Annotated in this window: 12 protein-coding genes; 5 read left to right on the top strand and 7 right to left on the bottom strand. The window is 65.1% G+C overall.

The window, feature by feature from the left end:
- Nucleotides 1-2: 2 nt before the first annotated feature.
- Nucleotides 3-2,885, bottom strand: a complete 2,883-nt coding sequence (locus ACROSR_RS00670) for an error-prone DNA polymerase (protein ID WP_432681826.1) — start codon at nucleotides 2,883-2,885, stop codon at nucleotides 3-5.
- Between the two features lie 286 nt (nucleotides 2,886-3,171).
- Nucleotides 3,172-5,331, bottom strand: a complete 2,160-nt coding sequence (katG, locus tag ACROSR_RS00665; protein WP_432681825.1) for a catalase/peroxidase HPI — start codon at nucleotides 5,329-5,331, stop codon at nucleotides 3,172-3,174.
- A 1-nt stretch (nucleotide 5,332) separates the two neighbouring features.
- Here katG and ACROSR_RS00660 point away from each other — a divergent pair, with 1 nt between their 5' ends.
- On the top strand, nucleotides 5,333-5,467 hold the full coding sequence (locus ACROSR_RS00660; protein ID WP_432681824.1) for a hypothetical protein: 135 nt from the start codon (nucleotides 5,333-5,335) through the stop codon (nucleotides 5,465-5,467).
- Nucleotides 5,468-5,533: 66 nt separating this feature from the next.
- Here ACROSR_RS00660 and gph read toward each other — a convergent pair whose 3' ends face one another.
- Together gph and rpe are read right to left on the bottom strand one after the other, a co-directional pair.
- Nucleotides 5,534-6,190, bottom strand: coding sequence for a phosphoglycolate phosphatase (gene gph / locus ACROSR_RS00655; protein ID WP_432681823.1), 657 nt, complete (start codon nucleotides 6,188-6,190; stop codon nucleotides 5,534-5,536).
- On the bottom strand, nucleotides 6,187-6,888 hold the full coding sequence (gene rpe / locus ACROSR_RS00650) for a ribulose-phosphate 3-epimerase (protein WP_432681822.1): 702 nt from the start codon (nucleotides 6,886-6,888) through the stop codon (nucleotides 6,187-6,189). Before rpe ends, gph begins: the two co-directional genes overlap by 4 nt.
- 226 nt (nucleotides 6,889-7,114) lie before the next feature.
- Between rpe and ACROSR_RS00645 the strand changes: the two genes are divergently transcribed.
- From ACROSR_RS00645 to ACROSR_RS00635, 3 genes are read left to right on the top strand one after another with little or no spacing between them, the layout of a single operon-like run.
- Entirely contained in the window at nucleotides 7,115-7,486 is a 372-nt protein-coding gene (locus tag ACROSR_RS00645) for a hypothetical protein (protein ID WP_432681821.1), read from the top strand.
- On the top strand, nucleotides 7,483-8,508 hold the full coding sequence (locus tag ACROSR_RS00640; RefSeq protein ID WP_432681820.1) for a phosphotransferase family protein: 1,026 nt from the start codon (nucleotides 7,483-7,485) through the stop codon (nucleotides 8,506-8,508). Before ACROSR_RS00645 ends, ACROSR_RS00640 begins: the two co-directional genes overlap by 4 nt.
- The gene (locus ACROSR_RS00635; protein WP_432681819.1) at nucleotides 8,505-8,915 is read left to right on the top strand and encodes a PaaI family thioesterase; all 411 of its coding nucleotides are present in this window, start codon (nucleotides 8,505-8,507) and stop codon (nucleotides 8,913-8,915) included. Before ACROSR_RS00640 ends, ACROSR_RS00635 begins: the two co-directional genes overlap by 4 nt.
- A 79-nt stretch (nucleotides 8,916-8,994) precedes the next feature.
- Here ACROSR_RS00635 and ACROSR_RS00630 read toward each other — a convergent pair whose 3' ends face one another.
- From ACROSR_RS00630 to ACROSR_RS00620, 3 genes are read right to left on the bottom strand one after another with little or no spacing between them, the layout of a single operon-like run.
- On the bottom strand, nucleotides 8,995-10,416 hold the full coding sequence (locus tag ACROSR_RS00630; RefSeq protein ID WP_432681818.1) for a protein adenylyltransferase SelO: 1,422 nt from the start codon (nucleotides 10,414-10,416) through the stop codon (nucleotides 8,995-8,997).
- A 31-nt stretch (nucleotides 10,417-10,447) separates the two neighbouring features.
- Nucleotides 10,448-10,894, bottom strand: coding sequence for a GNAT family N-acetyltransferase (locus ACROSR_RS00625; protein WP_432681817.1), 447 nt, complete (start codon nucleotides 10,892-10,894; stop codon nucleotides 10,448-10,450).
- The gene (locus ACROSR_RS00620; RefSeq protein WP_432681816.1) at nucleotides 10,891-11,832 is read right to left on the bottom strand and encodes a nucleoside hydrolase; all 942 of its coding nucleotides are present in this window, start codon (nucleotides 11,830-11,832) and stop codon (nucleotides 10,891-10,893) included. The genes ACROSR_RS00625 and ACROSR_RS00620 overlap by 4 nt, the downstream gene beginning before the upstream one ends.
- A 305-nt stretch (nucleotides 11,833-12,137) precedes the next feature.
- Here ACROSR_RS00620 and ihfB point away from each other — a divergent pair, with 305 nt between their 5' ends.
- Nucleotides 12,138-12,419, top strand: coding sequence for an integration host factor subunit beta (ihfB, locus tag ACROSR_RS00615; protein ID WP_432681815.1), 282 nt, complete (start codon nucleotides 12,138-12,140; stop codon nucleotides 12,417-12,419).

Here is a 12,419-nt window from a genome sequence, read left to right as displayed (position 1 = left end):
TGTCACACGCGCTGCTGCCCGTCGGGGGGCGTGAGGATCGGCCGCAAGAGGGCGAGGGGATGCGCCCGCAGCGACAGTTGCAGCGCCGCGTAATCCTCGACCATCTCTTCGCCAAGGGTCATCCGGGGCAGATGCGCCGCCGGCTCGTCCATTGCCTCGCCGTCGATGTCATGCGCGAATAGCGGCAGAGGATGGGGCGACCGGATCGCCTTGGCCTGCCAGAGCGCGTCGCGCCGCGACAGACCGAGGGCGGCAAAGCAATCGGCCTCGGCCAGCCGGGCCAGCAGCGTCGGGTCGAGCCCGGCGCGCCGCCAGACATCTTCGGGGCCGGTATAGCCGTTGCCGCGCGCCGCCGCGATCCAGTCGGCCTCGTCCCGGGCGAGGCCCCTGATCTGGCGAAACCCCAGTCGCAGCGCGAGCCCGCCCTGTGCGTCCGGCTCCAGCGTGTTGTCCCAGTACGAGGCGTTGATGCAGACCGGCCGCACCGTCACCCCGTGCGCGCGCGCGTCCCGCACGATCTGCGCGGGTGCGTAGAAGCCCATGGGCTGCGCGTTGAGCAGCGCGCAGGCGAAGACGCCTGGGTGGTGATGCTTGATCCACGCGCTTGCATAGACGAGATGCGCGAAGCTGGCCGCGTGGCTTTCGGGAAAGCCGTAGCTGCCGAACCCCTCGATCTGCGAAAAACAGCGCTCGGCGAAGTCCATGTCGTAGTTGTTGGCGCGCATGCCCTTCAGGAAGCGGGTGCGGAACTCGCTGACATTGCCGTGGCGCTTGAAGGTGGCCAGTGCCCGGCGCAGGCGGTCGGCCTCATCAGGGGTAAATCCCGCGCCGATGATCGCGATCTGCATCGCCTGTTCCTGGAACAGCGGCACGCCAAGGGTCTTGGCCAGCACCCGGCCCAGTTCGTTTGACGGGAAATGCACCGCTTCCTCGCCGTTGCGGCGGCGGATGAAGGGATGCACCATGTCGCCCTGAATGGGGCCGGGGCGGATGATCGCCACCTGAATCACGAGGTCGTAGAAGGTCTTGGGGCGCATGCGCGGCAAGAAGTTCATCTGCGCGCGGCTTTCCACCTGAAACACCCCAAGGCTGTCGGCGCGGGCCAGCATGGCATAGACTTTCGGGTCCCCGGACGGCAGGGTGGCCAGCGTGTGGCGCTGTCCGCGATGCTGGTGCAGCAGGTCGAAGGCCTTGCGGATGCAGGTCAGCATGCCAAGCGCAAGCACATCGACCTTGAGGATGCCAAGCGCGTCGATATCGTCCTTGTCCCAGCATATGACGGTGCGGTCGGCCATGCTGGCATTTTCGATCGGCACCAGCTCGTCAAGCCGGCCTTCGGTGATGACGAAGCCGCCGACATGCTGGCTGAGATGGCGGGGAAAGCCGGTGATCTCGGCCACCAGATCAAGCGTCAGCGCAAGGCGCGGGTCGCCCGCCTCAATCCCCAGTTCGCGCAGACGCGCGGTGTCGATCCGCCCCTCGCCGCCATGCCCCCAGATCTGCGAGGTCATCGCGCCGAGGATATCCTCGGACAATCCCATGGCGCGGCCGACCTCTCGGATCGCGCGTCTTGTGCGGTAATGGATCACCGTGGCGCAAAGCCCGGCGCGGTGCCGGCCGTAGCGGTCGTAGATCCACTGGATCACCTCTTCGCGGCGTTCATGTTCGAAATCGACGTCGATATCGGGCGGCTCGTCGCGGGCCTCGGACACGAACCGCTCGAACACCATGGTGCCCAGTTCGGGACTGACCGAGGTCACGCCAAGGCAATAGCACACCACCGAATTGGCCGCCGAGCCGCGCCCCTGACACAGGATGCCGCGCGACCGGGCAAAGTCCACAACGTCATGCACGGTCAGGAAATAGGGCTCATAGCGCAGCTTGGCGATAAGGGCCAATTCGTGGGCCAGCATGTCGCGCACCCGCTGCGACGCACCCCCCGGATAGCGCCAGTCGAGCCCGGCAAGCGCCAGCCGCCGGAGCCGGTGGGTCGGGGTCTCGTCACCGGCAACCTCGCTGGGATATTCATGGCGCAGCTCGTCCAGCGAAAAGTTCAGCCGCCCAGCGAGGGTTTCGGCGCGCGTGATCGCCGCCTCGTGCCCTGCAAAAAGGCGGCGCATCTCGGACCCCGAGCGCAGGCGCTGTTCGGCATTGGGCAGGGCGTGGCGGCCAAGGGTCTCGACCGTCACGCCCAACCGGATCGCGCTGAGGACATCGGCAAGTCGGCGGCGCTGCGCGCGGTGCAGGATCGGGCAGGCGGCGGCCAGCGTCGGCAGCCCGAGCCGGTCCGCGCGCCGCGTCAGCCGGTCGAAGCGCCCCGGATCGCGCCCGTCGTAATGCGGGCGCAGCACCAGGTGCATGCGGTCGCCGTGGCGTGCGGCCAGCCGTTTGGCCTGCGCCGTCCAGTCCCGCCCGCGCCCCGGATGCAGCAAAAGATGCAGCCCCGCGGCCCCGTCCAGAAGGTCCGCGAGGCGCAGGTCGCAGTCGCCCTTGGGCGCGCGCCGCCGCCCGAGGGTCAGCAGACGGCAAAGGCTGGCCCATCCCCGCCGGTCCTCGGGCAGGGCGGTGATTTCCAGCCCCTCGCGCAGCATCAGTTTTGCCGCGGGAATCAGGCGCGGGGTGCAGGTCCAACGCGGTTCTGTCGGCCACGGTGCGGGCGGGCCGATCGGGCCATCGCGCGCCTCAAGCGTCTGCCGTGCGGCCACCTGCCGCGCGATTTCGCGCGCGCGGCTGTGCGCACGCACGATGCCCGCCACGGAATTGACATCGGCGATCGCCACCGCCGACAGGCCCAGCTCTGCGGCACGCTCCATGTACTCCTCGGGGTGGGCGGCCCCGGTGAGGAAGGTGAAGTTCGACGTGGCGGACAGTTCGGCAAAGGACATGAGGGCAGGGCGACTCGGCATGTGTGGCAGCACATCGGGAGTATATTCCTGTTTTGTTCTCATTTCGAGTCTTGAGGGGCAGCATGTGGACGGTTGGACCTGATTGACGTCGGTGGTTCGTTCCCGACCTTCGACTTTTTCCCCGCGCGGCTTTCCTCCTGAGCTGTGAAGATCCGCGACAGGCCATGACCCGCCCGTTACGCGAAATTCCGATCCCGCGAACGAAAACCGCGCGGCCCGTATCCGGGCCGCGCGGCAGGTGGTCATGCGTGGGTGTGGCGATCCATCACTTCAGATCGAAGCGGTCGGCGTCCATCACCTTGGTCCATGCGGCGACGAAGTCGTGCACGAACTTCTCGGCATTGTCGTCCTGGGCGTAGACCTCGGAATAGGCCCGCAGGATCGAGTTGGAGCCGAACACGAGATCGGCGCTTGTCGCCGTCCACTTGGGCGTGCCGGTCTTGCGATCCCGCAGTTCGTACATGTTCTCTCCGGTCGGTGCCCAGTTATAGCCCATATCCGTGAGGTTCACGAAGAAGTCCGGTGTCAACGCACCGACGCGATCGGTGAACACGCCATGCGCGGTGCCAGCGTGGTTGGTTCCGAGCACCCGCATGCCGCCGATCAGCACCGTCATCTCGGGACCGGTCAGGCCCATGAGTTGCGCGCGGTCCAGAAGCGCCTCTTCGGGGGCCACCGTATTGTCATCGGCGTGCCAGTTGCGGAAACCGTCCGAGCGCGGCTCAAGCACGTCGAAACTGTCGGCATCGGTCATCTCGTCGGTGGCGTCACCGCGGCCCGGCGAGAACGGCACGTCGATGTCAAAGCCGGCTTTCCTGGCCGCCTGCTCGACCCCGAGATTGCCGGCGAGAACGATCACGTCCGCAAGGCTCGCGCCGGTCTCGGCCGAGATACCCTCGAGCACGCCCAGCACGCGGGTCAGACGCTCGGGTTCGTTGCCTTCCCAGTCCTTTTGCGGGGCAAGACGGATGCGTGCGCCATTGGCGCCGCCGCGCTTGTCGGATCCGCGGAAGGTGCGGGCACTGTCCCAGGCGGTGTTGACCATGTCGCTCAGCGACAGGCCGCTTTCGGCGATCCGGTTCTTCACGGTCTGCACATGGTAGTCGGTCGGGCCGGCGGGCACCGGATCCTGCCAGATCAGATCCTCTTCGGGGACGTCCGGCCCGTGGTAGTTGGCCTTGGGGCCCATGTCGCGATGCGTCAGCTTGAACCACGCGCGCGCGAACGTGTCGGCGAGGTAATCGGGATTCTTGTAGAACCGCTCGACGATCTCGCGATAGACCGGATCGACCTTCATCGCCATGTCGGCGTCGGTCATGATCGGGTTGTGCTTGACCGACGGATCGGTCGCGTCCGGCACCTTGTGCTCTTCGGCGATGTCCACCGGCTCCCATTGCCAGGCACCCGCGCGGGACTTGACCGCTTGCCATTCATATCCAAGCAGCAATTCGAGATAGCCGTTGTCCCATTGCGTCGGGTTCGAGGTCCACGCCCCTTCGAGGCCAGAGGTGTGCGCGGTGTTAGCCGTGTTCTTAAACCCGGAATTGTGCCAGCCGAGACCCGCTTCTTCGAGGGGTGCACTTGCCGGTTCGGGGCCTATCTCGGCATCGAGACCGTGACACTTGCCGACGGTGTGGCCGCCGACGGTCAGCGCCGCGGTTTCCTCGTCGTTCATCGCCATGCGCGCAAAGGTGACGCGCACGTATTCGGCCGTCAGGGCCGGGTCCGGGTTTCCGTTCACGCCCTCGGGGTTCACGTAGATCAGGCCCATATGCGATGCGGCCAGCGGATTGTACATCGTGTTGGGGTCGCTCACATCCTCGGTACGCTCTTCGGAATCGGCCAGCAGCACGCTGTCACTGCCCCAGTTGATGTCGATTTCCGGACCCCAGATATCCTCGCGGCCGAAGCCGAAGCCGAATGTCTTCAGACCCATCGATTCATAAGCCATCGTGCCCGAGAGCACGATCAGGTCCGCCCAGGATACCTTGTTGCCGTATTTCTTCTTCAGCGGCCAAAGCAGACGGCGCGCCTTGTCGAGGCTGGCATTGTCGGGCCACGAATTCAGCGGCATGAAGCGAATGTTGCCGGTGCCGGCGCCGCCGCGCCCGTCGCCCAGCCGGTAGGAGCCCGCCGCGTGCCATGCGAGCCGAATCATCAGGCCGCCATAATGGCCCCAGTCCGCCGGCCACCATTCCTGGCTGTCGGTCATCAGCGCGACCATGTCTTTCTTGAGCGCCTCGACGTCCAGTTTCTCGACTTCTTTCGAATAGTCGAAATCCAGACCCATCGGATTGGTCTTGGTGTCGTGCTGATGCAGAATGTCGAGGTTGAGCGAATTTGGCCACCATTGCGTGACGCTCTTGCCGCTTTCGGTCATGCCGCCATGCATGACCGGGCATTTGGCCATATCGTTGCCGTCCATAATGTCCTCCAATCCAGTTGGTGTCTGTAAGCTGTTGCAGCGTGCCATGATCAAAGGCTTCGCCGCTCGCGTATTGTATAAACCGCCCGAGAAATTAGGGGAAGTTCTCTTTGATGATGATATTGATAGCTTTTGATTATGACATCCGTTGTTGTTTCGGCGTAGAGACAGATCACCGACGCACATGATCCGATACGCGTGTTCATGGCATGAGCCGTGCCACCAGCCCCGGCAAATCCGCGAAATCCGTAAAGGCGCAGGCATGCGAGATCTCGTTCACGAGTGTCTTGCGATAACCTTCTGTATAAAGCACAAAACGCTGCCCTGCGCGCTCTGCCGTCTCGGCATCGATTTCGCTGTCGCCGATGTAAAGCACCTCGCGCGCGCCGATAGCGCGGATTGTCGCCTGTAACGGGGCCGGGTCGGGTTTGCGCACGGGCAGGCTGTCACCGCCGATCACGGTGTGGAAGTGTCCGGCAAGCCCCAGATGCGTCAGCACGGCGCGTGTCGGGCGTTCGGGTTTGTTGGTGCAGACCCCAAGCGCCAGACCGTCAGATGTCAGCATCGAAAGCGCCTCTGGCACGCCGGCATATGCCCGCGTCAGCGTCACGGCCGTCTCGTAATCCGCCATGAACGCCTCGACCAGACGCGCGTGCAGCGCCGCATCCTGCCCATGGCCCCGCGCGGTCAGACAGCAGCGGATGAAGTGCGGTACACCATTGCCGATGAAGCCGCGGGTTTCCTGCGGCGAGAACGGCGCGAACCCGTGGCGTTGCATGACCCGGTTGGCTGCCGCATGGATATCGGGCGCACTGTCGATCAGTGTCCCGTCAAGGTCGAAGATGACGGCCCGGCTCATGCCATCGTGCCGGTCTCGATCTCGGCGGCGCGGCGGATGGCGCGGATGTTGTCGCCATAGGGTGCCGGAGTGTCGACCGAGCCGCCCTTGAACACGGCCGATCCGGCCACCAGCACATCCGCCCCGGCAGCGGCCATGAGGGGCGCCGTCTCGGGCGTGATGCCGCCGTCGATCTCGATATGGATTGGCCGGTCGCCGATCATCGTGCGCAAGCGCCGGACCTTGTCGATCTGGCTGTGGATGAATTTCTGCCCGCCAAATCCGGGGTTGACCGTCATCACGCAGACGAGGTCCACCATGTCGAGCAGGTTTTCCACCCCGTCGAGCCCGGTACCGGGATTGAGCGCGAGCCCCGCCTTGCAGCCTGCCCCGCGGATGGCCTGCAATGTGCGGTGGATATGCGGCCCGGCCTCGATATGCGCGGTCAGGATGTCGGCGCCGGCCTGTGCGAACGCGTCGATATAGGGATCGACCGGGGCGATCATCAGATGCACGTCCATCACCGTGCCGATATGCGGACGGATCGCGGCGCAAAGCGGCGGCCCGAAGGTCAGGTTCGGCACGAAATGCCCGTCCATCACGTCCACATGCACCCAGTCACAGCCTTGGGCCTCGATTGCCCGGATCTCGGCCCCGAAATTGGCGAAATCCCCTGAAAGAATGGACGGGGCGATCTTGATCGAACGGTCGAAGGTCATGCCGGGCTCCTGTCAGCACTGGATGCGATGCAGATGCGCCCCGCGCGCCGCAAGGTCAAGACCTCGGGGGGCGATCGAGGGCCGTGTGCCGCCGTAGGAACCACGGGGTGGCAGAGACGATCACCACGCCCTGCCGGATGATGCACCCGAAGCCCCGTGGTGATCGGCATTATGACCGGACCTGTTCGGCGTCGATACGGATCGGGCCCCTGTCCGTTTCGGCAAATTGGCACTCTCGATCGCCGGGAGGGCCTCGCAATTTTTCCGCCGATCGGCGGAAGGTATCGATGCGTGCAGCGGCGGCGGAACCTGTCGCCGGTGCGGCGTCGCATTCAAGATCGTGGGTGACGTTGGTCGCTGCATGCCGCATTATGGCGAAGAACCAATGGTATTTCACAAACAGGGACACGCAGTGACCATCGACGATTTCGAGACCGCCAGCGTCGGCATAACCACGCGGGATGCGGCAGCCCGCCACGGCGCCGGTGGCATGGCATCCATCTATGCGGACGGTCAACCGACCCCACACGAGCGGATGCCGACCGACATTGAAATGGCTGCCGTTGCGGTGCCGGATCTGGCCGGGGCAGGCGTTTGAGCACGGACCTGGACATCGCACGCGTGACGGCGTGGCTGACAGAGGCTTTGCCGGGCTTCGAGGGACCGGTCACGGCGGAGAAATTCAGTGGCGGGCAGTCCAATCCCACCTACCGGCTGACGACACCCGCACATACCTATGTCCTGCGCCGCAAGCCTTTTGGCGTGCTGCTGAAATCCGCCCATGCCGTGGATCGCGAGTTTCACGTACAGCGCGCGCTCTGGTCCACGGATGTCCCGGTGGCGCGCATGCATGTGCTGTGCGAAGATGACAGCGTGATCGGCGCGCCTTTCTACGTCATGGACGAGGTGCCGGGACGCGGGTTCGATGCGCCCGCGATGCCGGGCATGACCCCCGAGACGCGCCACGCCGTCATGGGCGAGATGAACCGCGTCCTTGCGGCCATCCATGACGTGGATCTGAGTGCGTCGGGCCTGTCGGATTACGGGCCCACCGGCAACTATTACCGTCGCCAGATCGAGCGATGGACGGCGCAATACGAGGTCACGGCGACCGAGGATCTGCCGCACATGACCACGCTGATGACGTGGCTCGACGCGCATGTGCCGCCCGATGACGGGCAGCGCACGCTGGTTCATGGCGACTACCGGCTGGACAACCTTCTATTCGCGCCCGATGGCCACGACTGCGTCGCGGTGCTCGACTGGGAGCTTTCGACCGTCGGTCATCCCTATGCCGACCTTGCGGCGGTCATCATGCAATGGTCCATGCCCGCCACGTCCGAGGGGCGCGGGCTGGCCGGGGTGGATCGCGCGGACCTCGGCCTGTGGTCGGATGCGGATTTCATCACCCGGTATTGCGAGCGCCGGGGCATCGGCCCCATCGAGAATTTCCACTTTTATCTCGCCTTCAGCTATTTTCGCATGGCCGCCATCCTGCAGGGTGTCCGGAAACGTGCGCTTGACGGCAACGCCTCGGATCCCGCGCGCGGGTTGAGGCTGGGACGGTACGTGCCGGAATTTGCCGCCGCAGGGCTTGACGCAACAAGAGACGCCAGATGACAGACAAGATCGACCCCGCCCTGATCGAGGCCCCCTCGGCCCTGCAAACGCATCTCGGGTATCGCCTGACGATCTGGTCGGAGGATTACGCCCGGGTCGAATTGCCCCTGACCGCGGAACTCATGAACCGGCAGGGGCTACCGCATGGCGGGATGCATGCCACGCTTCTCGACACCGCCATGGGATTTTGCGGTTGCTATACCGGCGATCCCGAGCGGGCACAGATGGCGCTGACCCTGTCGCTGACGGTCAACTATCTGTCACAAGCGCGCGGCGACCTGTTGATCGCCGATGCACACCGCAGGGGCGGCGGCCAAAGCACCTTTTTCGCCGACGCGACGGTGCGCGACGCGCATGACACCCTGATCGCAACGGGCAGCGGCGTGTTTCGCTATCGGCGCACCTGAGGCGTTAACGCCCGACGCCCCTGTTTCGGTGCCCGGTATAATGGATGGCCCGTCGCCCGATCGGTCGCCGGACCCAGGCTCACGTGCCGCAGAATGTCGCCCGAACCACCTCGGCCGGCGCGGGCGGGCGGCGCAGATCACCGGCATCAGGGTTGTCCGCAAAGGGGTCGGACAGGACCGCGATCATCCGCTCGAACGGTGCGAAATCGCCAGCCACGGCTGCCTCGATCATCTGCTCGACCCGATGATTGCGCGGGACAACATTAGGGTTCGCCGCCCGCATCGTCGCGTCGGGATCGACCTCTTTCGCAAGCCGGTCGGACCATCTCTCGGCCCATGTGTCGAACGCCGCGGGGTCGGTGAACTCCCGACGGGCCGTTCCGTCGATCAAGCCGCGGAACGTGTTGGTGAAATCGGCGCGCCCTTCGGCCATCAGCGCCAGAAGCGCGTCCACCAGCGCTGCATCCTCTGTCCCGGCCTCGGCAATGCCGATCTTGCGCGCGAACAGGCGCTGCCGCTCGGCCTCGATCAGTTCGGGCATGGCGTGAACGCGCGCGGTGAAATCCTCTATCGCGTCATCCTGATCGGGCATCAGCGGCACAAGCGTGGTGGCAAATTGCGCCATGTTCCAGACGATCACCCGTGCCTGATTGTCATACCCGTAGCGCCCATGGGCGTCGATGGAACTGTAGACCGTCTGCGGATCGTAGGCATCCATGAAGGCGCATGGGCCATAGTCGATCGTTTCGCCAGATATCGCGGTATTGTCGGTGTTCATCACGCCGTGAATGAACCCGACCGACATCCATTGCGCCACAAGCCGCGCCTGCCTGCGGATGACCTCTGACAGCAGGTCGGCGGGGCTTTCGGCCTGGGGGTGGTGCCGCGCGACGGTATAGTCGTACAGCGCGCGCAATCCGTCCATGTCACGACGTGCCGCGAAATACTGGAACGTGCCCACGCGGATGTGGCTCGACGCCACGCGCGTCAGGATGGCACCGGGAACGCCGCCCGCCTCGCGGTAGACCGGCTCTCCGGTGGCGACGGCGGCGAGCGCGCGGGTGGTCGGGATGCCAAGGGCATGCATCGCCTCGGAGACGACATATTCGCGCAAAACCGGGCCAAGCCACGCGCGCCCGTCCCCCATTCGGCTGTAGGGCGTGGGTCCGGACCCCTTCAACTGGATATCCCGGCGATGGCCGTGCCTGTCCACCACCTCGCCCAGAAGCAGCGCACGGCCATCGCCAAGCTGCGGCGAGAAGCCGCCGAACTGGTGCCCGGCATAAACCTGCGCCAGGGGATCGGCCCCCTCGGGCACATCGTTGCCGGCAAACACCTGGGCCAGCGTCGCGTCATCCGAGACCGGTATCCCCAGATCTGCGGCCAGATCGGTGTTGAACCTGATAAGGCGAGGCGCCCGGACCGGCACGGCGGTTTGCCGGGTAAAGAAACGAGGCGGCAATGTGCCGTAACTGTTCGCGAAGGGTATGTTCATGTCCATGTCATCAACATAATCACGATGCCCGGCGTGTCTACATCTCGCGGGTCATGAGAACGTGATCCTCGCAGGGTGTGAAGCGTAATCTCTCGTACAGCTTGCGCGCCTTCACGTCGTCACGCTGCACTTGAAGATGCAGGGACCGAAGCCCCGCACCGGCCAGCGCCTTGGGCAGCGCGCTCATCACCTCCGACCCGATGCCCCGGCCGCGCACGGCACGGCGTATGTAAAGTTCATCGACCACCCCGTCTAGCCCGGCGGACCTGACCGACCAACCGAAGCTGAGGATCACGTACCCGATCGGCGCGCGCGCCGGACCGATGAGATAGGCAACACCATGGGGGCTTCCGTCCAGAAGAGGGGTCAACGCGGCAATGCGCGTCGCCTCGTCCTGCGCGATACCGATCTCTGCGTGGAACGCCGCGACAAGCTGCGCCAGTCGATCCAGATCGTCGGGCCGCGCCAGCGTCAGTGCCGTCATAGCCGTGCCAGCCTTTCAATCAGAAAGTCGAAGAATTCCTTTGCGTCGATGTCATTCAGCATCGTGGCGTTCGGTGCGCGACCGTGCGCGCCCGGCCAGTCCATCTCGGTCATGCCGCGGGTGTCCTCGTCGTCGGTTTCGACCGTGAGGTTGACCTTGGAGGATCGAAACAGATCGGGGCGCAACAGCCACCCGATCGTGCAGGGGTCGTGCAGGGGGGCGCCGGCCTCGCCGTAGCGCTCGGGATCGTAGCGCTCGATGAACCCGGTCAGATCGGCCACGGCGCGCCCGACGGGCGTGCCGATCGCACGCATCGCGGCGTTGCGCGGCGGCGTGACCAGCGCCCTGTGCGTCACGTCGAGCGGGACGAGGGTCAGCGGTGCGCCGGCATGCATCACGATGTCTGCCGCCTTTGCATCGACATGCATGTTGAATTCCGCATGGGGTGTCACGTTGCCGCCGACATGCTGCGCGCCCCCCATCACAACGATCTCGCGCAGTTTCGCGGCGATGTCCGGGGCGGTCTCGAACGCGGTCGCGAGATTGGTGAGCGGGCCGAGCGCCACAAGGGTCACCGTGCCCGCCGGATGCGCCCGCACGGTGTCGATGATGAACTCCACAGCGTGGCGCGATTGCACGGGCATTTCCGGCTCTGGCAGGTAGGGGCCGTCCAGCCCGGTCTCGCCGTGCAGATGCGCGGCCGTCACCAGCTCGCCCCCAAGCGGACGATCACACCCGGCAAAGACCGGCACGTCCGCGCGTCCCGCCAGCTCGCAGATGATGCGGGCGTTGCGCGTGGTCAGATCCAGCGTCACGTTGCCGGCCACGCAGGTCAGGCCCAGAACCTCCAGGGCCTCGGGACAGGCGAGAGCCAGAAGGATCGCCACGGCGTCGTCCTGTCCGGGGTCCGTGTCGATGATGATCGGTAACGCTGTCACGTGTCTGTCTCCCCGCGCTTGGCGCGCTGACAATGAGACGGATACACGCCAATGTCCACCGTCCGGGGCGGCCTGTCGCGATGATTTCACCGTCTGCGAATCACGGCCCGTGGTTGCGGATCGGGCTTGTCGACGGCGCGGCATCGCAGGCGCCCGATGCCGCGTGCGCGGGTGTTCCGGCGACGCCGCGAAATATTTCATGGATTTCCACCGCTTGAGTCCGGCTTTCCGGTTTCGTTTTATGGCATTGAGCTTATAGTCGGTCTGGCTCATGCAGCGTGGAACAGGATTGGAGGGGCGACCCGATGATACGATCGGAATTGATCCAGAAGATCGCGGAAGAGAACCCGCATCTTGTGCAGCAGGATGTCGCGCGGATCGTGAATACCATCTTCAGCGAAATCACCGAGGCGCTTGCAAACGGCAACCGGGTGGAACTTCGGGGTTTTGGCGCGTTCTCCGTCAAGAAGAGGGATGCGCGTATCGGGCGCAACCCGCGCACCGGCGAAAGCGTTGCGGTAGAGCAGAAATACGTGCCTTTTTTCAAGACCGGCAAGCTTTTGCGTGACCGGCTGAACGGAAAGTAA

The organism is Roseovarius tibetensis (assembly GCF_050896375.1).
GTDB lineage: Bacteria > Pseudomonadota > Alphaproteobacteria > Rhodobacterales > Rhodobacteraceae > Roseovarius > Roseovarius tibetensis.
Note: the sequence above shows the minus strand (reverse complement) of the source record. Positions and strands in the feature narration are given on the sequence as shown.

Excerpts from the sequence above, each read along its gene's own strand:
- ACROSR_RS00670 (WP_432681826.1), bottom strand. The coding sequence starts at position 2,885 with ATGTCCTTTGCCGAACTGTCCGCCACGTCGAACTTCACCTTCCTCACC.
- katG (WP_432681825.1), bottom strand. The coding sequence starts at position 5,331 with ATGGACGGCAACGATATGGCCAAATGCCCGGTCATGCATGGCGGCATG.
- ACROSR_RS00660 (WP_432681824.1), top strand. The coding sequence starts at position 5,333 with ATGTCCTCCAATCCAGTTGGTGTCTGTAAGCTGTTGCAGCGTGCCATG.
- gph (WP_432681823.1), bottom strand. The coding sequence starts at position 6,190 with ATGAGCCGGGCCGTCATCTTCGACCTTGACGGGACACTGATCGACAGT.
- rpe (WP_432681822.1), bottom strand. The coding sequence starts at position 6,888 with ATGACCTTCGACCGTTCGATCAAGATCGCCCCGTCCATTCTTTCAGGG.
- ACROSR_RS00635 (WP_432681819.1), top strand. The coding sequence starts at position 8,505 with ATGACAGACAAGATCGACCCCGCCCTGATCGAGGCCCCCTCGGCCCTG.
- ACROSR_RS00630 (WP_432681818.1), bottom strand. The coding sequence starts at position 10,416 with ATGGACATGAACATACCCTTCGCGAACAGTTACGGCACATTGCCGCCT.
- ACROSR_RS00625 (WP_432681817.1), bottom strand. The coding sequence starts at position 10,894 with ATGACGGCACTGACGCTGGCGCGGCCCGACGATCTGGATCGACTGGCG.
- ihfB (WP_432681815.1), top strand. The coding sequence starts at position 12,138 with ATGATACGATCGGAATTGATCCAGAAGATCGCGGAAGAGAACCCGCAT.